This window comes from Candidatus Terasakiella magnetica (assembly GCF_900093605.1).
In the GTDB taxonomy this organism is placed as follows: Bacteria; Pseudomonadota; Alphaproteobacteria; order Rhodospirillales; family Terasakiellaceae; genus Terasakiella; species Terasakiella magnetica.
Genome location: NZ_FLYE01000001.1, coordinates 786 through 25,911, shown reverse-complemented (window position 1 = coordinate 25,911; position 25,126 = coordinate 786). Strand labels below are relative to the sequence as shown.

Annotated in this window: 1 protein-coding gene (running past one end of the window); it reads right to left on the bottom strand. The window is 47.8% G+C overall.

The genetic code is table 11. The features are described 5' to 3' along the window. On the bottom strand, window positions 1–25,126 hold the 5' portion of the coding sequence (locus tag MTBPR1_RS17910; protein ID WP_069185507.1) for a tandem-95 repeat protein. The gene continues 13,154 nt to the left of window position 1, outside the view; the window shows 25,126 of its 38,280 coding nt (coding positions 1–25,126); its start codon is at window positions 25,124–25,126; its stop codon lies off the left edge, out of view.

Genomic DNA, 25,126 nt, shown 5'->3' with positions numbered 1-25,126 from the left:
CTGCTGCATTAAATTCAAGCAAAGTAGATGAAGTCCCAATCGCATCAGGGTTTACCCACATTTCTATGGTGACATCACCTGTAACCGCCAGATTACTAGCTGTTCCGCGCCCAGCATTAATATAATCACTTGTGCCATCGAAATCGGCAACGGGCACAGCAAATGCATTATTCACATAAACAGGTGCATCATTAACGGCACTGACATTCACCGTGATTTCTTGTGTCGTTACCCCACCATTACCGTCATCAGCGGTCACTAAGAAACTATCATTTCCATGGAAATTGGCATGAGGAGTGTAGGTCCAATCTCCAGTAAGGCCGACCGTTACAGTGCCATTTGACGCATCTGTATGAAGCAAGAAACTAATATTATCATCTTCAGCATCACTTACTATCACCGTGCCGTTAAGAGTTGCGCCATCTTCAGCCATTGAGACGGTTGTTGTTGAGGTCCAAACAGGCGTATCATTCACGCCATTAACATTGACATAAACACGTGCTGTCGCTGTCGCCCCATCTGTATCTGTCACCGTATAGGTAAAGCTGTCTTCACCGAAGTAATTCTCATTTGGTGTATAGGTCACAGACCCATCGCCATTAAGCACAACGCTGCCGTGAGCCCCTTGCCCCACTGCGGTAATATCGAGAACACCTTCAGGGTCGCTGTCATTGGCAAGGAGTTCAGTTGCTGAAATAGTCAGCGCACTGTCTTCCGTCAGGGTCTTGTTAACCACCATTTCCTTGGCGATAACGAACTGATTTGTATCGACGTCAAAGCGATACATGTCTGATGATGTTACATGTGTTGAATTATTGTATTTTTCCGCAACAACCAGATACGTCTCGCCATTTAAAAGAAGTGTTTCCCAACCAAAGGCACCACTTGTACCAATGGTTTGGAATTCAACAAATTGAGTACCATTCCACTTATAAATTGCAGAATTAATATTATGGCTCGAGCCATTATATGAGTTTGCCGCCGCTAAATACTGTTCACCAGCAATCTCAAAGCTTGTCCATTCAAGAATACCTGATGTAGCAATCGTTTGATGTTGAACAAACTCAGTACCATTCCACATGAAGATTTTTGAATTCGTATTATGCGTTGAGCCACTATAGGAATTGGCGACAGCAAGATAAGTGACACCATCAATTTCAAAGCTTTCCCAGTCTGTTGCCCCTGTTGTTTCTATAGATTGGGTTTCGCTGAAAGTTGTGCCATTCCACTTATAAATCTTCGAATTTGCACTATAGCTTGATCCACTATGATAATTTGCAACAGCTAAATACTGCTCACCCTGAATGGTGAAGCTCTCAAAGTCATGCCCACTTTGGGTCGCAATACTTTGAGAATAAACGAAATTAGTGCCATCCCATTTATATATAAATGAATCAATATTTGTGTTTGAGCCATTGTTTATATTGCCAATGGACATATATGTTTCACCAGAAATCTCGAAATAATCAACGCCATAAGCGCCATGGGTTGCGAGAGCCTGATGTTCTACAAACTGAGTGCCATTCCATTTATAAACGATGGAATCAATATTGAATGACGATAAGGCTGTGTTGTAATAATTCGCAACAGTCAGGTAGGTTTCCCCACCAATTTCAATACTTTTCCATTCTGCAGCACCATGTGTTGCAATGGATTGGACCTCATTAAACTTTTGACCGTCCCACTTATAAATCTTCGAATCATTATCATATGAGGAATTATTATAAATATTAGCAACAGCTAGATATACCTCACCGTTTATTTCGAATTTTTCCCAATCATAGGCACCAACAGTATCAAAACTGACCGGTACTGCCCCCTCAACCAACCCATCATTAATCGCAATCGGCTGATCATTCACCGCATTAACCGTCAGTGCGTACGTCCCGCTATCCAGACCACCACGACCATCTGAAATGCTGTATGTGATATTGGAAACACCGCTAAATTCAGGCGTTGGCAGGAAGGTTACTGTGCCATCAGCATTTAGACGGACTTCGCCACCCGTAACGGTGACTTTATCACCAGCGCTCACGGCTTGGCCCATCAGATGGGTGATAGAAAGTGTATCGCCATCTGTGTCTGTGTCATTTGCCAACAGGTCAATCTTGATGAAATCATCTTCATCAATCGTGCTTGCATCATCAACTGCCACAGGTGGGTTGTTGGTGAGGATATCATTCCACTGCACAGCAGTTGTTGCGCTTGCCACGTCATAGGTATTTGCGCCAAAGACCACACGTTCAACACCATAACCTTCAGCGTAGAACTGGCTATGAATGCGGATAACACCGCCTGTTACATCATTGGTGATGCTAAGCGCACGCACACCCGATGCATTAAACATCTGATGGGTAAATTCACTAAAGCTCAGGTCCGTAATATTAGTGGCAAAGCCTGTCAGGTCCAAAGTATCGATTTGGCCCGTGCCATAATCCATCTCGCCTTGAATGTCTGTCGTGCCCGTCTGGTTCTCCACCACAAAGGTATCATTGCCGCCGATCACTTCATCGCTTGCGGCTTGGCCCATAAGGATATCATTACCGCCTGTACCACCGGAAAGGACGTTATTACCTTCGTTACCAGCAATAATATCGTCACCCGTACCGCCTGTGATCGTATCATCACCATGACCACCGGACATCCACCCACCATCGATGGTGAGTACGTCATCGCCATTGGTTGCCCCGCGCAAAATGCCTTCAAACTCGGTCGTGGTATCAGCTTTTGAGACATCATAGGTCTTATCCCCAATAACGATGCGCTCAATCCCCTTGGCCCAGTTGCCTGACATGGATGAAGACAGACCATCCATACTAAAGGGAATGCCCGTTTGATACTGGCTTGAGATATGAACTGCCCCGCCCTGATCATTATAAATATATTGGGTCGTGCCACCATCACCAGACCAGTTAAAGGTCAACTCGTCTGCTGAATTTGCAAAGCCTGTGAGATCAAGAACATCAACGCCTTCAGCTGATGTATCACTAAAGATCGTTGTGCCCGTTGGGTCCAGCGCGAGATGATAATCTTGACCCGGTACACCGATAAGAACAGTAACGGCCTGTGAACTGCTCAAGCTACCATCTGAGACCTCAACGGTGAAGCTGTCACGGCCCAAGAAGCCCTGGTCTTGAACATACACATAAGAACCATCAGCATTAACCTGAACACTCCCATGTACAGGCTCCCCACCCGTTTGTAGCGCAAAGCTCAGACTGTCACCTTCAGGGTCAATGGCATTAATCTGCCCTGTGATCGGTGTTGTAATAGGCAATGGAGTGTCTGTATTTTCAACGGAGAAGGTGCGGCTTTCAATAGTTTCAACAGCACCAGAAATATCGCGCCATGTGACGATAAAGTCGCCATTCTCTAATGTTTCAACAGCAGGATAATTTTCTGTGTTTGCTGTCTCGGCATTGACAATAAATTCGTTTCCAACATCATTCCCATTTGCATCAAAACGTTGCCCGCGGATGTCAGAACCATGCTTCCAAACTCCTACAAAACCACCATCATCTAAAGCCGATATTTCAACCCATTCCTGATTTCCTGCCAGTGTTGTATGTAAATCATCCTGAGCGATAGCCCCTGTGCCATCTACGTTCACAATTGTAAAGTAAACGCCATAGCCATTGCCATCCCACTGATCATCCTGCCAGGCGATTACAACTTCACCGCCAGAAAGCTGAGTCATGGTTGAATAATATTGGGAATAGGTCCGGTTTGACGCAAACAGGCTTGGCCCACTCAACTGTGTACCATCATGATCAAAACGGCTGTAATAACTTTCCCAACGCGCACCACCAATTAAGGTTTCATACGTGATGGTGAAAGTCCCGTCGCCCAAAGCCAACGTGGAAGACGGATAGGCATTTGAACCTGAGGCAACTTTAAAGGTATCTGTAACAACACTGCCGTCTTCACTTATGACTTTTGCATAGCCTTGCGGGTTTGCACTTTCGTGATTGGAGTTCCAAACATAGGCATAATCATTCACCTGATCTCCATTCACATCACCAAGGCTGACAATGGAGGGAGTGAGCTGGGAATGACTAGCGTATTCTGGATGGTTCGAATCTGTCGGGTCTGTAACTTCAATAACATCACCCAGAACAGGTGCCTCATTACTCAGTGTAATTTTACGTGACTGCACATCCCAATTGCCAGCTGTGTTATCACTCACCCAGCCGACCATATAGCCGCCATCCGGTGTGGCTGTTGCCCAACCGACACTGGCCTCAACCGCATTGGCGCGCCCTGTTTGCGGGCTTATCTGGAATTTATCACCAACTTTTGCCCCATCCGCATCAAAAAGCTGACCATAGATATTGCGCGCAGCACCAGAACCTTCCGTCCAGAAGATACCGTAAGTACCATCGGCCTGCGTAACAATTTCAGCATCAGCCGTGCCATACGGCGCATCAAAGGCACCAGATTTCACAACGGTTTTAAGCGTCGGTTCAGCCCCATCGCCAATTGCAGCGCTCCCCAATGTTGCATCACTGTTTGTAGTTACGAGGTCTTTTGTTGTACCTGTACCCGCATTATCCAGTGGCAAATAGGTTAGCAAGCCGGTTTCAGCCCCCGTGATGGCTTGGCCAAACTCTGAAGGTTCAATTACATGATCCCACACCCGCACATCAGAAACGTCGCCTTTGAAATACTGGGTTGAGCCATTGTAATAATGACCAATTTGTAAGGGGTTAGCCGTTGCAGCGGGTGTCCCGCTAAAGGTTGCTGTATCAACTTGAGAGCCGTTTAGATACATAGCCCCCGTTGTCCCATCAAAGGTAACAACGATATGATAATCCGTATTATCAGCCAAAACCCCACCATTGAGGTTCATCCCATAAGTGCTGCCGTTACCCATTAAGAGGTTCAGGTTACCATTTGTTTGAATCTGTAAATCAAATTCTGCATTCGCATTATTCGTACCGGATTTCGCGATAATCGGCTTATAGGTGCCGTCCGCAGCAACTGCCGTGGTGATATGGAGATCAAACGTAAAGGCATCACTCACCTGCTCAGTCACAGAAGTGACCACATAATCATTGCCATCAAAGCTCAACGATTTTGTGGTGATATCCACATCACTCACCGTCACATCACCTTGTTGATGATCTGTTGTCAGTGTTTGAACAGGCCCAGCCACCCATTCCGGGGCGCCTGTGATCGTTGCATCATTACCACTTGCAACATCGCTTAATGTATTGCCAGAGCCTTCATCCATAGGCCAATGGGCAAGGAGGGTTCCTGTAGAAGATGAACCACCTTCCATGACCGCTGTGACATCTGCTGCTTCAATTGCGCCTTCATAGATGCGCAAGTCCGAAATGTAACCCGGTGCACTGTCACCTGTCGGGTGTTGCCCGATATAGAAGTCACCAGCCCCCAAATAATCCTCTGATGCTATACCCTGAGCCACTTGCGTGCCATCAAGGAACAAAATGCGTTCATTTGTCGAGGCATCGTAAGTACCGCTAATATGAACCCACTGATCATTATCAAGCGTAACATTCGCATCCAGCGTATTATTGAGGAAATCAAAGAAAATCCCGCGACCATCATCGCGATAACCAACATGCAGCATCTGGTTATTGCTCGCAGGTCCCATACCGAAAACGATTGTTCCCGCCGCATCGGCCTGTGGGTTTAACCAGAAAGAAAAACTGAATGATTTCGATGCGAGATCAATAGGATCAGAACTTGCATAAACACCTGACTGCGTCAGATCAACCCCATTCAGCACAATCGGCGCATCATTAACCGCCTTAACCGTTAAGGCCAAAGTGCCTGTGTCTGTATCGTTACCATCACTAACGGTATATTCAATACTGCTGGAACCATTGTAGTGTGCGGATGGGGTAAAGGTAATGGTGCCATCTGCATTTAATAAAACAGAACCACCCGTTACCTGTACGCTTTCCCCGACCTCAATGGCTTGGCCTTCAATATGGCTAACGCTAAGTTCATCGCCTTCAATATCAAATGAATTGCCCAAAATATCTACGGTAATTGAGGTATCTTCAACAATCTCATGGGCAATAAATTTCTCACTCGGCAAAGAGAGAACATTGATCTCAGCATCCGTTAAAGCCCGGTCATAGAGGCGGAATTCATCAATCTCAGCTGTGATACGTGAAGAGCCAAGCGCGCCGTCGTTCCATTCATGTAAGCCAATAAACTGCTCAGCATTGTTTGGTGCAAAACTGCTTGTCAGGCTCAGCGTATCAATAAGCTGACCATCAAGGTAAAAACTCAGCTCGTCATTCTTGTTAGTCGCCGTAATATTATGCCATTGCTGGTCCTTAATATTGGCTGAAGTCGAGATAAGATTATCCGTTGCGGTGCCAACTCTTGCCGTAACATCGCCCTCATTTGTAACCGCAAGAACAAACCATGACGAGTTTGCCGGCCCCACACCGTAAAACGCGCCGTGATGGTTTGGGTCAACCATAGAGGATTCAAACTTCACCCATTGTGAGACAGTAAAGTCCGTCAGGCTTACGCGGGGGAGTTCGACATATTCATCGCGGTTATAAGCATCACCCGCAGGTGTATTTTCAATGCGAAGTGCATCCCCAAAGAGGCCGTCTGCATATGACAGATCACCATGCCCAACTGTGCCATCAGCCCCCACAGCATTGATCACGTCTTGTTCAAACTGATAATGGTTGATCAGCCCATCGCTAAGGCTAATACCATCATTTAATGAGCTTGTAACAACAGAAACAGGCGCATCATTGACCGGGTCTACATCTAACCAGACTGTGCCGACGGATGTCTCCCCATTGCCATCAATCACCGTATAGGTAAAGCGATCTACACCAAAATAATTCTCATCCGGTGTATAGCTTAGTGTGCCATCGCCATTAAGCACAACGCTACCATGCTCAGGCGTACCAACAGCGCTAATTGACAGCGTATCCCCATCAACATCACTGTCATTATCCAACAGTTCAGCCTCGGTTAAAACAAAGAAGCTGTCTTCTTCTGTTGAGTTTGAAAAGCTTACTTCAGTGCCATTTACAAACTGATTGGTGGCTTCATCAAAACGATAGAAATTACTTGTAAGTGTATGGCTTGCCCCATCTGTGAAAGAGCCTGAAACAAGATAAGTATCCCCATGAAGGACAACAGTTTCCCAATCAAATGGCCCAATGGGATTGAGTTCCTGAAACTCAACAAACTCAGTGCCATCCCATTTATAAACGTAAGAACTCGTCTCACGATCACCATCATAACTGTTAGAAACGGCAAGATAGTCTTCACCGTTGATCTTAAAGCTGTTCCATGAGGTTGCGCCATCGGTTGGAATGGATTGCGCGAGGATAAACTCAGTGCCATCCCATTTATAAATATGAGAATCAATACTGTAAGAAGAGCCGTTATAATAATTGGCCGCAGCAAGATACTGCGTCCCATCAATTTCGAAACTTTCCCAATCCTGTACCCCGTTTGTGGCAATAGATTGCGTTTCAATAAACTGAGTGCCGTTCCACTTATAAATGCTTGAATTTAGATTATAATTTGGATGATCATTATTATTGGCAACGACAATATATGTCTCACCCGCAATATCAAAGCTTTCCCAATCCACAGCCCCAATAGTTGGAATGCTTTGGTGTGAGACAAATTCGGTCCCATCCCATTTATAAAGCACAGAAGGCGTGTATTTCGTCACATTATTAAAGTAATTGGCAACGAGTAAATAATGCTCACCATCAATCACAAGGCTTTCACTACCATGCGCCCCATTGGCCGGAATTGTTTGGTTGAGAACGAACGCGTCCCCATCCCATTTATAGACCTTGGCTGTATTTACAAAACTTGAGTTATTAAAGAAATTACTGACGACCAAATAGCTTTCACCATCAATGGTCATACTATCCATATTTGCGGCACCATTCGTCGCAATATCCTGCGCATGAACGTATTTTGAGCCATCCCATTTATAAATTTGTGAATTGAGATTATAGGTAGAGCCATCAAAGTGATTGGCGATGGCTAAATAATTTTCACCACCAATCACAAACCCTTCAACAGCATGTCCACCCTTCGTCGCAAGGCTAAGTGTTGTTTCACCATATATTTTCCCATCATCATGAACTATAGGCGCATCATTAACGGGGGTGATATTTAATGAGATTTCCTTGGTCGTATACCCCCCATTTCCATCATCCACACCAATGACAAAGCTGTCTGTGCCATGATAATTGGCGTCTGGCGTATAGGTCCATGTCAGTGTCTGTTCATCAAAGGCAATCGACCCGTTCGTTGCATCACTATCAAGCTTATAAACCAGCGCATCATTTTCTACATCCGTGGCCGCAATCGTACCAGAAACCGTCCCATCTTCTGCAACGCTATAACTTGGCTGGTTAGAGGTCACAACAGGTGCATCATTCACAGGATCCACATAGACAGAAACGCTCGCCACATGGCTGGCCCCGCTGGTGTCGGTCACAGTGTAAGTAAAGCTGTCTTCACCATGATAATCCGCATCCGGTGTGTAGGTGATGGTGTTATCTTCATTTAACACCACCGTACCATTTGCCGCTGTACCCACCGCCGTGATGCCCATCTCATCACCATCCGGGTCCACATCATTTGCCAGCAGGTCGGCTTCACTTAAGATGAGGGCTGTGTCTTCATTTGTGATGGTGGAGAAAGTGATCTCGGTTGCCGTAACGAACTGGTTGGCATCCGCATCAAAACGTAAAATTTCAGAAAGATTATGACGCGTTGATCCGTTGAAATAAGTTGCAGAAGCGAGATATGTCTCCCCACCCTGTTCATAGCTGATCCAACGAAAAACACCAACGGTATCAACCGATTGGAACACTTGGAATTGCGTACCATCCCACTTATGAATTTGGGTGGAAACATTATAATCCCCATCATGATGTTCAGCAAAAATTAGATAATGTTCGCCATTGGCTTCAAAGGCATGGGCCCCGCGGGCTTGGTCTGTTGTAATCGCTTGTGTTTGAACAAACTCTGTTCCGTCCCATTCATAAACAACCGAACTGCTCGACTGGTTGGCAATGGCAAGATAAGACGTCCCATCAATTTCAAAGGCTTCCCACTCAATACCCGCATTTGTCGCAATAGATTGGAAGTTAACAAACTCCGTCCCATCCCACTTCATAACCTGTGAGTTAAGCGCACCTGTCGAACCGTTCCAAGTGTTGCTGTATGCAAGAAACTTATCGCTACCAATTTCAAAATATTCAAGATCATATACGCCAATTGTTGGAAAGGACTGTTCCTCAACAAATTCAGTTCCATCCCATTTATAAATCTTGGAATTAATACTTTCACTTGATCCATTGCTGTAATTGGCAACAGCTAAATAAGTTACGCCATCAATTTCATAACTTTCCCAATCATATGCACCATTGGTTGGGATATCTTGTTGAAGAACAAACTCTGTGCCATCCCACTTATAAACTTGAGAATTTATATTGTAGGAAGATCCATTATAATGGTTTGCAACAGCTAGATAGGTTTCGCCAGCCATGGTGAAATGATGCCAAGCACCCGCACCATTTGTAGCAATTTCCTGATGCAACACATATTTAGAGCCATCCCACTTAAAAATATCTGAGTTCTGATTATAAGTGGAATTATCATGATGCTGGGCATAGGCTAGATAGCGTTCCCCATCAATTAGGAATGTTTCAACTTCTATAGCACCGGATGTGGTCAGCCCTAGCCCCGTCGTCCCATAGGTCGTCGTATCATCCGCTGCAATAGGCGCAACAATGGTGGTGACGTCGATGGTATCCGTTATTTCAGCCGTATCTGTATAAACCGCAGGTGCATCCTTAAGGGCAACCTTGATATTATCAATACCGATCTCGGTTTTTGTGGTGCCGTATTTGGTAGAACCTGTTTCTAGCTCCCCGATGAAAATCTGATTAAAGCCACTAGAGGGCAAGAAATCCGCATCGACCTTCTCATGGAAGGTAGACCCATCAGGATTTTTAACAATCAAATCCATCTTGTCATTGGCAGCATCATAGACCAGTTTGACATTAAACCACACACCAACGCTATGTTGCTGACCTGTGATATAGGGATTACCCCAATCACCTTCTGTCAGGCGGAATTGATCTACCTGTGTTGAGGAATGCCAACTGCTGAGGAAAAAGGAGCCCGTACTGTTAAGCAAAGCATTTTGGGCTGAAATCTCGACATTATCTGAATCATAGAAATAGATACCGGGATAATTCCCTTGGGTCGTATCCATAAGGTTGAAATCAAACTCAACGCTAAAGTCTTGATCAACCGTTATTTTTTCAAATGTCGGGCTTTGGCCAACTGATGTCCAGTCACCAGAGGCATCAAAGGTCGTTGCCTTGTAATACCCCCCTGTTTCACCACCAGTTGCTTCCCAGCCGACAGAGGCTTGGCCCGCGACATTATCTGAGATAAGGGGCGTATAATTCGGGTCCACATCGAAGTTTTCTTCATAGACCGTCGTATAGCTCGGCCCCGTCGGGACTTCGCCTTCATAGGCAATCACCTTCACTGTCAGCGTCAGGTCAGAACCGTCACCAGCAACGGGGGTAATGGTTAGGCCAGTAAGGTCAGCCGGTAACAAATCCCAGCTGCCATCGCCATTGTCCGTCCCGGCAGACAGCACCGCACCAGTAGGCACACCACTGATCTTAATCAGTAGATTTTCCGACCCATCCAGATCATTCAGCGTTGCAGTGATATCAAGCGCAACAGCTTCTCCACCTGTAATGGCATCATTTACGCTCAGGTTCGGGACATCAGCAACAGCGCTGAATTTAACATAAACCTTCTGCGTATCAACCGCACCTGCGCTATCGGTGACGCTAAAGGTGATGACATCCTCACCCGCATAGCCATCATTTGGCGTATAAGTGTAGGCCCCTGTCACCGGATCAATGGTGGCTGTGCCGTGTAAACCATCAGTTTGCACCTGATAGGTCAACTCATCACCCAGCGCCACATCCACATCTGTGGCGCTAATTGAACCGGAGATCACCGTATCTTCCACCACTTCATGGCGGATTTTTGCAGGCGCTGGAACGGGGGTGTCTACACCTTCAACCGTATAGGTGATGCTTTCGATAGTTTGGTTACCCGTTTCAACATATCGCCATGCAATGACAAAATCACCATTTGGCAATGTTGAAACACTTGGACGGATCGCATCATAACTTCCTGTAGAGGTCACGATAAATTCATCGCCAACCTCGTCGCCTGCCTCATCGAAACGCTGACCATAAGTCTCGTAACCACCAACTCCGTCAAACCCTTGCCAAACCGTGATAAAACCACCGTCACTCAGCGCACTGACAGATGGCATATACTGTTGGCCTTGGGTATATGTGCTGATCATAAACTCAGGTAAAAAGGCATTGCCATCTTCATTAACAACCCCATCGGCATTCAAGATGGTTGCATAAGCGTTATAGGCTGAGCCGCTTTCATCATAATCACTCATCCAGGTAACAGCTAATTTGCCATTATCCAGCTGCGTCATATTTGCCCATGTTTGTTGATGCTCAGTCGTTGTCGCAACATTTATCGGGGGGACGACAACTGTGCCATCATAGTTGCTGCGCGAATAATAAACATCCCATTGCACACCGTCATAGGTCTGCCAGAGGTACCCAACAGTGCCATCATCAAAGGCAAAAGCGTCATTCATCTCGTGGATTGTGCCACTAACACCTTTGGTCACCAGATAATCAGAAACAACAAGGCCGCCATTTTCATCAATTACCTTGGCAAAGTTTTCACGTGACGGACTGGTTCGGTTATCCTGAAAAACATAGAGATAATCATTTACATCATCCCCATTAACATCACCCAGACTGACAACAATCGGATGGATCTGATCACCCGTTGTGTAATAAGAGGCATTGGGATCAGAACTGTTGCTGGCATCCGTGACATCAATCACATCATCAAAAACAGGGCCATTTTCATCAACCGTAAACTTACGCGCATGAATATCCCATGCCCCATCATCTGTAAACCAGCTGACCATATAGCCCCCATCGGGCGTGGCTGTGGCAAAGGAGGTGTTTTGGTGGACCTTGTCATACTGGTTTGCCGTATCGCCATTGATGCTGAACACATCGCCATGTTTAAAGCCGTTCACATCATAAAGCTGGCCATACATATTCCAATGGCCATTACCTGCATCATCTGCCGTCCAAAAGACACCGTATGAACCATCTTTCTGCACCACTACATCAGGATGCGAATCATCTTCCGTATAAGCACTTGTATGAGACACCGTGTTAATCGTCTGCGGTGTTGAGGTAAAGACAGGGGCGTCGTTAACCGATGTCACTGTGATCTTGGCATTAAGGACATCTGCGCCATAGGCCATATCAAGGTGGTCAGAGACAATCGCGCCTGTGCCTGCGCTATCTTCAGTGCCATCCCATAAACGATAACTGATCTGGGCCTCGCCAAAATAGTTTTCATTCGGGATAAAACGGATCAAATCATCAGGGCCAAGCGGCATAACATCAGTGGCATTTACACCTTTAACAACGGCCCAGCTGCTGCCCGCATCAATGGAAGACTCCCAAACACCGTTACTTTCATCAACGCCGACCACCGCAATCCCAACCGGGTCGCCTTCCGGGTCAAGCGCGCCTGTTTGGGTGATCAGCTCGCTAATAAGCGTCCCAGCGCTCTCAGGCGCATCTTCAACGATTGTATCAAGGTTTGCGATAAGTGATGCATCACTTATGCGCGGCGCATCATTGCTGGCTTCAACATGGATCACCGCCTTCACAGGCTTGCTGGCAAAATCGTCATTATCATAAACAACCAGCTGAAGTTCACGCGGTGTGAGTGAGGGCGTGTCAGAACTTGTCTGATAGGTCACGCTGCGAAGGGCATTTTGATAATCCGCAACCGTGCCCGTGCCATAAAGGTTGAGCGTCCCTGTTGTGGCGTCATAGGCCACATTCACGCCGCCAAACTCGCTCGCGCTCAAGACATCACCAGCTTGCAGGTTGGTAATTTTGACCGTGGCTGAATTAAGGGTAGCACTATCGGCATCACTTAGGCCGATTTGGCTAAAGGGTGCGCTCGGCTCAGAATCTTCTTTATAGCCTTCTTGAACCGTATAGCCTTCAAGCGCAGGCCCCGTATCCACAATAGAAGGCGTGCCTGAAACAGACGCATCTGCATTACCTGTTACATCATAGATCGTCTGAACAGTACCATCACCGTCCATAATCCAATTCGACACCAGCCCTTCTGTGCTTGGGTCGATAATTTGATGCATATTGGCCTGAATATCATCTTGGCTGCGCGCTGTGTTCCAGATGCGCACATCAGCCATTTGACCATCAATATAATCAGAATTAAGAGGATCACCCCCAATATAAAGGGAAGATAAAACACCTCCTATTGCTTTACCATCTCCGCTATAATCATATGGCCCTGCAACAATACTACCATCCACATAGATGGTCCATGTTTCGGCAAGGTCATCACGAACAGCAGAAAAATGGTGCCAAGAATTTGAAACGACGACATCATTTGGAGAAGATGCCCCACCAGTATTACTGCCTGAAGAATCTACTTCATGAAGGACCCAAAGGTTAGCGGAACTGCCGACCATGAAAGTATATAAAATATTTGTATCAAGCGACTCTCCAGTCGCTTCAAACGTGAATAATGGAGCCATTGAGCTAGGTAAAGCATCAAACTTAACCCAAGCTTCAAGTGTGACATCACCTGTGATCGCAAGGTTCGCATCACTCCCGCGCCCAACATCCAGATAATCCGTTGATCCATTTAAATCGAGCGCATTGACGCTACTGACCACACTTGGGCCTTCGTCATTGATATTGCTGACCTCAATAATGAAGGATTTGGCTTGGGTGGAGCCGTCAATCTCCAGATGATTTCCAGCCGTATCTACCGCATCGATGGTGAGTTCAATAGAGGTTTCACTTTCCGCATCAAGGCTGATGGTATCTTTCAGCTTGAGCACGCCCTCAACCACCTCAAAACGCTCATCTGAGACAATATAGGTAAAGGCAGTGGTGTCATCCTGGTCAGCCGCATCTTTATCCAGCACGCTTAGGCTACCGATAAAGGCACCAGCTTCTGCTTCAAAAACAGAGGCGTTGGATAAAGTAATATCGGTTGGGGCTTCATTAACGTCATTTACGCCAAGGGTGAAGCTCTGGCTTGTTGTTTTACCGCCTAAATCCGTTGCTGTAACCGTCACGGCAACGCTTTGAGTATCGCGATAAGACAAATCATAGGCATCTTTAAGTTTTAAAGTGCCCTGCACCACTTCAAACAGTGGATTATTAACACTATAGCTATGACGATCCCCACTATCAGGGTCTGTTGTGCTCAGCTGGCCTACAACTGCGCCCTTCTCATTTTCATCAAAGCTGAGATTGTTTAATGCAATGGCTGTGGGGGTGTCATTTACCGCATTAAGCGTCACATTCACGCTCTGGGTCAGGCTTTCACCGTTTCCATCACTCACAATCACAGCAAAACTGTCAGACCCGGCATAATTCTCATTTGGTGTGTAGCTATATTCACCCGTTTGCGCGTTAATCGATACCGTGCCATAGGATGGGCTTGCCGTGCTATCAAGCACATAAGACAGCGCATCCCCATCAGCATCTGTCACCCCAATCGTGCCCGTAATGACACTATCTTCATCCCCACTCACAGCCACACTTGCACTGCCGCTTGGGGCATCATTTACCGCATTAACTGTAAAGCTTAAGGAAGCTTCATTTTCAGAAAAAACAGGCTGGGCAGCCCCATTTGTATCTAAATAAGTGGTGCCATCAGAACCTTTCCATTGCAAGCTCAGCTCACCAAAGAAATCAGTCGCCGGGGTAAAGACAAGCTGGGCCAGTTTGCTGGCTTCAATCACATCAAACAGGTTAACGTCCGTGCCATTAAGCTTTAAGGTGCCCACATCACTATCAAGATAGCTATTGCCATTGGCGTCTGTCACCGTCTTGGCAGGCAACTGGGTGATCTGCACATGTGATAAACTATCGCCTTCAAGATCTTCAAAGCCCCCTGCAAACAGGCTTTCAGAAAAGGTAAAGGCCGTGTCTTCTGCAAAACTTGCCGCAATATCACTAATCACCGGTAAATCGTTCGTCCCGGTAATGGTCACATAGGCGGTCCCGGTAGAGGTCAAGCCCCCACTATCGCTCACCGTATAGGTAAAGCTGACCTGTAAGGTATCGCCACTGCCCAAAGCCTCAATGCTCGGATCACTTGGATCAGGGGTATAGGCCACACGCCCATTATCCAAGATGGTCACGCTTCCCTTAGCGTTTGTTGTATCGACAGCTGTAATGCTGAGCTGATCACCTTCATCAAGGTTAATATCGTTTTGCAACAAGCTCATGTTCACCGTGGTGAGCTCATTGGCTGCTGTTGCATAATCGGTCACCGTAATGGGGCTGTCATTTTGCGGCTGAATTTCAACACTTACGGTCGCGGTTGCAAACTTGCCATCCCCATTGGAGATCATATAGGTAAAGCTGTCACTTCCGGCATAATTCTCGCTTGCCTGATAGACATATTGCCCTTGCCCATTTTGCGTAATCTCACCATGGGCGGGCGAGCTAAAGCTGATGATGCTAAGCGCGCCGTTATCTGCGCGACTGTCATTTGACAGGATCAAATCATCAAGAATAAGCGCTGTATCTTCATTAACTTCCAAAGCATCATCTTGAGCGATCGGCACCGCATCGGCCTCGGCCTTTTCTTTAGCCAAATCAATCTTGTTTTGAACCAGACTTTCAAGCTGGCTATAACCATCTTCAAGCGCGCCGGTATCACCTTGCATACGCTCAAGATTAGACCGGTTTGCCAAGGTGATCTGGGCTTCTTCCTGGGCATTTTCAGCTGCGGTTTGCGCGGTTTGGGCCAGTGTCTTGGCTTGGGCCACAGCGCCGGCTGCATTGGGGTCCACAGCCACACTGGCAGCCGTATTGGCCTCGCCCGCATAGCCTTGTGCATTTGACGCTGCTGTTTTCGCCGCTGTTTCTGCCGCGCTGACATCACTGAGCAAATCACCTGCTGTTTGTTTCAAGGTGCTTAACTGGTTAACAAGGTCTGTGTGGGTTGTACTGCCCAAAACGCCCTTGTTGCTTTCCAGATTGCCATCAATCAGCGCCTGAATTTTGCCCTGAACGCTCGTGATATCAGCCTCAATCGCATCGGCAAGCCCGGCTGCATCTGTTGCGGTTTGTGCATCATTATCATCAGCCGCTGTATTTGCGCTTTGTGCTGCATTGGCAGCATCACTATTTGCCTGATCAGCTTCTGCCTCATAGGCTTCAACCGCTTTGGCAATGGCAAGGGTTGCATTTGCTGCGTTATCGGCTGAAGCATCCGCATTAAAGGCAGAATTGGTCGCAGCTGCGTGATGACCGATAATTTCTTTAAGCTCGCCAAGCGCATCACTGACCACGCTTTCAGCCTTTAAGACCAGCTCTTTTTGTAAATCCGTCAGGGACTTATTGGCAATTTGCGTCTTAAGCGCACTTGCAAGATCGCTATAATCATCTTCATAGGCTGTAAAGGCAGCTGTTTCTGCATCAAGGGCCACATCATTATCAGGCGCGCTCAGGTTTGCGTGCGCTGTTATGGCCTGATCAAGGCTGGTGTATGTGGTGCCAATAGCGCCAAGCTCAGCGGTGAGCTCATTTGCAGAATCCCCCACCACATCATAGGCCTTAATAAGCGCATCATAAGAAGTTTTAAAAGCACTAAAGGCGTTGGTTTCTGCCGCTTCGACCAAAACCTGCTGGGCTTGGGCCTCAGTGGCAAAACTGCGTGCTTGGGCTTCGCGCTCACTGGCAACAGGATAGGTATCAATATCGGTGGAACGATCCGCCGCTGTTTGGGCAGCCACCTGCGCGGCATTGGCTGCGCTTTCCCCGTTGCTGATCTCATCAGCTACATCTGTAGCATAGGCATCGCTTTGCACCACAAAGCCCGATAGCTTTTCGGTTTGATCAAAGGTCGCGCGCGTGGTGGTCGCAGAATTTAACAGGCCAAGGGCTTCATCATCGCTGTTTGACGCGGTTGTTTCTTCAGCTAGGGCCGTTGTTTTATTGGTCAACGCAATGTCTTTTTGCGTCTGGCTTTCTTGGGCTTGTTCAAGGGCGGATTTGCGCGCGTTGGCGATTTCCTTGATGTTAGACACCCCGTCCCCATCAAGATCGCTTTCATCTACATTGACTGTTGAGACATCATCGCGCAAAAATTCCGTCTGGATTTTGCTTTTATCAAAGGTATTTTCAAGATACGTCAGATAGTCGGACGTGATAGCGTTTGTGTCATCATATGTATTTGTAAAGCCGCTAAAATCAGCTGGCGTTTCATAGCTTGCATTGGCAAGATCAGCTGCTGCTTTGACATCAAGCAGGAGCTCATCAATAGCCTCTTTGGTATCAAGATGGGCTTGCGTGGCTTTATCTGAGGCTGTCTTGGCATTTTCCATGGCTGAAACGGCTTCAGCCAGTGCCGATTTGGCTTTTGCCAGATCATCAAGGATGGAGGCTTTAGACTGAAGGTCCGTATAGCCATGATAGACAAAGGCATCCCCACCAACACCGCCTGAGATGGTATCTGCCCCACCCAAACCGTCAATGGCATCGGCCACATTATCCGCCCCCCCATTGAGGCCCGTTAAGTCATCATCACCCGCTGTGCCAAAGATTTTATTATAATCATTGCCATTAACCAGATCGATATTATCAGCGCTCACAGGGGCGGTGTAATTGCTCAGCTCAATAAAGAAATCTTTATAAGGGTCGGCATTTTCTGTTTTGACATAGATAAACGTATGGGTGCCATCGCTAAAGCTCACGATGGAATTATCACTAATGGTGCTGTCACCATCAATCTTGGCCCGCGTGGTGGCCTCATCCGTATCAAAACCATAAGCGGTTTCAACAAAACTCAGATGGGTGGCATTTTCCATCACCACCTTGTCTGCAGCTTCAAAATCAATCAGTTTGTCTTTGGCATCTTGGGCAAATTGTGCTTTGGCAGACAGATTATCCACATGAATTTGGGCGCTGTCTTTTTCGCCTTTAGCCCCCGTATAGGCCGCAAGGGCCTCGCCTGCAGCCGTTTTGGCTTGGCCCACAGCACTTTCAGCCTCACGCGCAGCTGTTGTGATGGCCTCAATATCGGCTTCAATCTGGCTGCGCGAGGCGTCATCGGCGTCGGCGAGGGATTTTTGTGCCTGAATATCAGAAACGGTTTTAACCGCAGTTTGTGCAGTCCCGGCAAAGCTCGCCGTTTTTTCCGCAGCTTGCGCGACAAGGCTAGCCGCAGCCGCTGTTGCTTTTGCAGCTGTAATGCCCGCTGCATCTGTGCCTGCTGCAATGGAAGAGCCTTGCGCGGTAGCATTTTGAGTAATTGCTGTGCTCAGTTGATCCACCGCTTCAAGGGCAGAAACCACCGCACCAGCATCATCTGAAAGATCAGAAGAAACGCCTTTTTCTTCTAAAAGCGCGTTTAAGCCTTTTTGCACTTCAAGGGCGGCATCACGCGCATAGGTATTGGCCCCAAACCCAGCCGTAATAGCCGCACTGATCTTTGAGTGCGCCAAGACAAGTTGGTCAATCAGGTCTGTGGGGTTACTTGAGGCGATATCACCAAAGATCGCCTGAACATTTGTTATTTCATCTGAGGTGACAGAAGTGCCGCTTGCACGCCAGCCTGTGGCCTCGCTTTGCACGGAGGTGATTTTTGTAAGGGCACGATCAAGGGCGTCTGCCGCGTCAGTTACATTTTGATTGGCCTGCCCCTCTAAAATGACTTTAAGCCCATCCATGGAAGCATCAACTGCCGTGGTTGCACTTAAGGCTGAATCAATCGCATCATGGGCGGCACTTTCTGCACGCTCAAGGGCTTGGGTGGAGGCTTCTTGCGCTTTATCCAGATCGGCTTCTGCTGCGAGTAATTTCTCCCCAGCTAAACTTTCCGCCTTAGAGACGATCTGGGAAATTTCTTGCACCTTGGCGCGCACACTCTCTAATGACTGTGCAGCTTGATCAGCTTTTTTGCCAGCTAAATCAACACTGGCAAGGCTTGCAACGTATTTCTCAAAGCTTGAGCTATGGATCACATTGTCACTATCAAGTTTAAGCCATGTGGCGTTGCCTTTGGCTGAGGCATCAAAATCAGCCAGCGTGCCACCGTCAATCATCACCCCGTTAGACTGTACCTTATCAAGCTGAACATAATAAAGCTCAAGGTCCGTCTGGGTTTTGGCATAAAGGCTATCGGCAGACTCTTTATTGGTTTGGGCTTGTGCTAAAAGACCAAGCGCATCTTCTGTACTATCTGCTTTATCATAAGCATCACGTACCTTTGCCAGATCAAAATCAGCATCATCCTGAGCATGGACATTGGCTGTCGTCGCCTTCGTGCTCACATCATTTAGGCGCGCAGAAATGCTTTCAAGCAAGTCATCAAGATCAGATTGCGCCGTTGATAGCCTGAAATCCACTTGTGCTTCAGATACGCTACGGCCCAATTGTTCAAAGACAGAGGCAAAGGCCGCATCACTAACCGCATCAGCAAGCTGGTCTGCGGCACTGCTGGCTGCCTTTAGCGCGCGCTCATAAGTACTTTGGGAAACCTCAAAACGGCTTTGCGCATCCTTTAATGATTGCACCGCATCACTAACCGCATCAAAGGCGTTATCTTTGGCATCATCAGCCGCTTTAGCCGCCGCATTCCACGCACGATAAATCGCATGGCTTTCATCCCCGCCCTGCTTTGCCAAAATATCCTTGGCCTTATCGTTGGCTTCTTTGGCTGCATCCACCAGACTGTTATAAGCCGCTTGCGAGGCCGCGCCCTTGATCTCAGCAGCCGTCAGTGCTGCGCGCGAAGTATCAAGATCGCCTAACGCATTGCCCACCGCAACTTGGGCGGAAGCCTCGTTATTTTCTGCAGATGTCTTATCATCAGCCGCAGTTAGTTTTTTTGCAGTCGCACTACCATTGCGCCAAAAATCCGCTGCATTGGCCGCATCACCAGCAGTACTCACCGCAGCTTTTGCCTGACCCACAAAACCTTGGGCAGCCACACCATCTTCGCGCGCGCCAAGGGCGGCGGTTTCCGCATCACTACCATGACCCGCTGCTGCATTTGAAGCAGCCTGAGCCGCAGCTTGCGCCTCATCGGCATATTTTTGAACCGTATCAAGATAGCTTTGCGCAGCTTCCTGATCCCCGTTAATCGCGGCTTCACGGGCTTGGCCCAAAGCTTTTTCTGCTGCCAGACGTGCTATTTCAGCATCGCTTTCAAAGGTTTTTGCCTGAGCTGTGGCGGCTTGATCTTCCGCTTCTTTTTGCGCTGCGCGTTCTTTAGCGGCATTTTCAGCATCAAGGGCGGCATCATCAGCGGCTTTTTGCGCTGTTTTCTTTGCCTCAATCGCCTGATTTTCCGCATTTAGGATCGCCGACCAGAGTTCTTCGTAACTTTCAATCGCATTATTGATCTGGGTGATTTTCTGAACCGATTCAGAGGCATCCCCCACATGGTTATGGATACGCCCATTGGTCTGACTGATCTCTTTAACGCGCGCAGAATAAACACCAAAATCACTGCTATCAAAGTTAGCTGCATCACCTTTTAGAGCCGATAGATCAAGAACCTTCTTGGCGATCTCTAAAAGTGTATCCGCGCGATCTGCATCCAGATCAGCCGCATCTTCTGCATTAGAAGCAGGTGTCACCGTATCGGCTACATTTTTCTCAAAGCCCTTAAGCTGCATGAGCTTGGAATTAGCCGCTGGAACCGTTCCATCATCCCCATCAGAAAAATCAACATAGGCCTTAACTTCCGCCGCCATAGCCGCATCATCAAGGGCCTGTTGCGCATCCAAAATCGCAACAACCTGACTTTTACCCCCACTGAGCGGGAAAAGATTTGCCACCCCGCCTTCTGCAGTTTCAGCCAGTTTAAACTGGTCTGAGGCATTCTTTTTCTCAACAGCAGACTCATCGAGCAGGCCTGAGAAATCCCCATTGGCATCTTCTGTGCCAATCTCGTCTCGAACCGCATCAATAACCTTTTTACCCGCACCTTGTAAGTCCGCCTTGGCCTCTTCAAGTAAGGTCTTTGCCTGATTGGCAAGTTCTTCTGCACTTTTGGCAAACCCGCGCGCTTTCTCAGCTGTGCCTGTGCCACTTGTAGCTTCCGCCTTGGCATTTTTGATCTCACCAGCCACAAGGCTAACGCGTGTTTCAATGGCGTCAAAATCGTCGCCCACATTGCCATAATGGGTCAGACTATCAGCGCCAGCTGTGGTATCTGCGCCCAGGTTTTTAACCTGTTCGGCACTGGATTTAATATCTTTAATGGCTTCATAGGCTGCAGTAATTTCATTTTGGGCAGCAAGCGCGCGATCAATGGCTGCATCAATGGCTTCAGCCTCAGCTTGGCGCACCGCTTCCGCAGCGGCTTCTTTGGCAAGGCGCAATTCTTCCACATTACCTGCGATTACCGCATCGACAACCGCTTGTGACTTTTCAGCACTCGTGACCTGTTTTGCCGCCTCATCAAAGGCCGCTTTGGTCGAAGCAAGAAGCGTCTGGATGTTGGAAATTGCTGCATCCAAATCACTTGGTGGCACCGGATAGTCTTTAATCGCCTGCGCCCGCGTTAAGGCCCCGTCATTGGCACTGATATTATAGCTATTAACCTCAACATCAATGGTCGGCTTATCATCCTGATCAAGTTTCGCAACTTCACTTTCAAAGGCTTTATAGGCAAATTCCGCATTATCACGTGCGGTTTGCGCCTCACCTTTTAAGGCTTTAAGATCAATCAGGTCTTGGTCGCGATCACCGGAAATCTCGATATTACCTGCAATCACAGCTGCGGCCTTGGCTTTGGCTTCAGCCACTTCGGATTGTTGTAAAGCAATCTCTGCTAATTTACGCGCATCACTGAGCGCATCATCAATAGCCAGCTGGGCTTCAACTTCCGCACGTGCTTGCAAAATCGTCAGTTTGGCTTCCCAGGCCGCAATGGAGTTTTGTGCCTCAGACACATCACCTTGGGCGCTCAGCAGGTCCTTTAACGCCTCATTGGCGGCTTCACGCACCAATGTTTCTGCCTCTTTGGCATCACTGAGCACATCATCAAGATCATTAGCCTTGGCACGCTCACTGCCCGCAAGGTTGTTGGCCTGATTATAAGCGCCTTGCCACACATCGACCAATTGCTTGGCATAATCTTGCAAGGTGGTTTCTGCTGCCAGTTTTTGTTCTGCAATCAAGACCATACCAGCCAATTTGGCCTTGATATCGTCTTTGTTGGTTAAGGCTGCGGCATCGCTATAGGTCGTATCAAGCGTATCAAGGTTAAAATCAAGATTTGTCGTCAGCTTACCATTTTTTAGAAAATCACTAGAAAGCTGCACCGCCAGATCATAATCACCTTGGGCTTTTTCAACCGCACCAACAACAGCGGGGTTACCATCTGCCGCTGCTTTGCCCGTGAAATATTCAAGATAGGCTTTGGCTTCTGAAAGACCGTCAATCCCAGCCGCATTAGAGATATTAAAGCCAATATCATCATCAAAATCATTGGCATCACGATCATTAACGGCAAGGTCCGTACCTTCTAGTATCTTCGTGCGACCATTCTCATAGGTTTCTGCACGCGCGTTTTGCGCTGTAAAATCCAACAGGGCTGAAAGAACTTCACCTGAGGCTTTATCAAGCAGTTTTAAAGAAGCATCAAAATCGCCGTCCTCAACACTCAGCTTGGCAAGCGCCGTAGAATGAGCCACCTTAGCCTCATTCATAAAACCAATCACATCACTGATATCATCTTGCGTGATATGGCCCTTATCATTAGCCGCCTTGTACGTTGCGTTAAAAACAAGCTTGTTGGCCTGCGTCCCCGCATCCGCCTTACTGTCAATATCCGTCACTTTCTGCTGTACTGTCGTGAAAATACCCGTCAGATAGCTTGGAATATCAACAAACTTTGCATCAATGTGGGTTTTGGCCAGACTGATCAACCCTGTAATACTACTGCCATCACCATTGACATAATCATAAGCATCTTCACCTGCAACACGCGCTTCATCTGCCAGATCATCCATATCATCAGCTGATGCTGCCTTGATCACCAGATCAGCCTTAGCCGCAGAAAGGGCTGTTTTAACAACAACATCTTTCGCCGCAGTCACAATACTTTCAAGCTCGGTCCCTGAGGCGAGCGTGGCAAGGTCTGTTGTAAAACTCGTTTCAATATTGGCAACACGTTTGGTAAAAGATGTCACCAGTTCGCGATCAGCCCCACTTGTCCCCAAGGCATCGCGCAAGGCCTCTTCCATATAGGTCAGCTGACCACCATCATCGGAATCAACACTGGCAACAATGGCACTTCGCGCAGCCGCAGCCCCATCTTCCCCATTGGCAATGGCGGTTTCTGCAGCCGTAAGTGCGGTGCGCGCTGCTGCCCAAGACGCTGTTTCTGCTGCTGCCACAACAAGTGCAATTTCACTAGCCGCACTCACAGCTTCACTGACAGACTCCTGCAGTTCCGCAATAATTAAGGAAGGATCATCCAGCGTGGTGAGGGAAAGTAAAGCCGATTGCGCCAATTGTGAAATTGCCGAGGCTGATTGACCAAGGGCAGCTGCCGCCCCATAAGCTTCAAGCACACTGGTAGCCGTTGAGCTGATGGTTGAGGCCGACGAACTGATGGAACTCAGCGTGCCTGTTTCAGTTTGACCCTCAATCCATGTGGTAATTTTTGTCGCAGCTGTTGAGGCCGACGTTTCTGTGGTAGAGGCCGTATCCACCACAGTTGTCATACTATCAATGATCGTTTGCAGGTCAGTGGCATAGGCCGTATTGGCGACCTCTTCTGCATTGATTTCTTCTAACAGATTAAAAACAGCCGCTTCAGCGGCTTCATCAGCCTCTTGCGCGAGATCACCAAGCGCGCTTTCTGCCAAAGCCAATGAGGCTTCAATATTACTGGCGGACTCAGCAAATTGGTTAAAGATATCGGTGAGCGCATCAGCCGTATCATTATCAATCTCTGGATCGTCATTTAAGCCGTCGGTGTGTTTATTTTCAGGCTTCCCGCCTTTGCTGATGGCTTTTAAAATACCTTGTGGGATAAGGTTTTCGCTATTAGGCAGGCTGGAGACAGAGTTCCCCGCCATCTGGCCGATCTCATCAGGGGTATAAAGGCGCGGCTCACTCACATTGCCGTTTTGATCTGCTGTCGCACCAAAGCCGGGCTTGTTGATGATTTTATCACCAAACTGGATTTCCCCCACAACAACATTGGGGCCTTGCTGGTTGGGGTCAAGCGCATCGCCATTACCTGCCAACTCTGGTAAAAGAACAGCCTCTGCCCCGCCATTAAAGGATTTAACAACACCGGCCGTACCACGAATACCAATGGTCGCAACGGGTGTTGTGATGCTCATGGCATCAGGATTAACCTTGGCAATGGAGCCCGACACAAAGGTCATAGCTCCACTTAAGAGCGTCATGTTTAAAGAGCCCTCGTCCCCACCCGGATCATAGACCATCTCATCTAGGATCATACGTCCGGCTTCGCCAAGGGCGAAAGTGGTTTCATCGGCAAAGATAATCCCCACAGCCGCACCATCAGCTGTGACCAGCTCATCACCTTGGAAAACAGCATCGCCAACCGCCAAAGTTTCACGACGACCATCCGCGCGCACAACTTCCACCAAACCATCAGCGGTTTCAACCGTACCAATAGCTTCGGCCCCGCCGGGGCCAGCAGCTTGGGCAAACTGTTTTGGCGCAAGGGGACCAGCAAGTTTTGCAATGATGTGCGCGGGCAGCACCACACCATTGGGCAACATGATCTCGGTAGCTTGGCCGTTGGCAAAATAATTGGTGATGAGGATTGTTTCACCACTGGCAGATATGATCTTGAGATCAGGACCTAATCGTTCAAACTGCACAGTTGCAATATTGAAATCAGAAGGCAGAACGATGCTTGCTTCGTCCTGCTTATAAATGGTACCAGCCGCCTTCCCAGAATATGGCGACTGTCCAGTCCGATCAAAAAAGTTCAT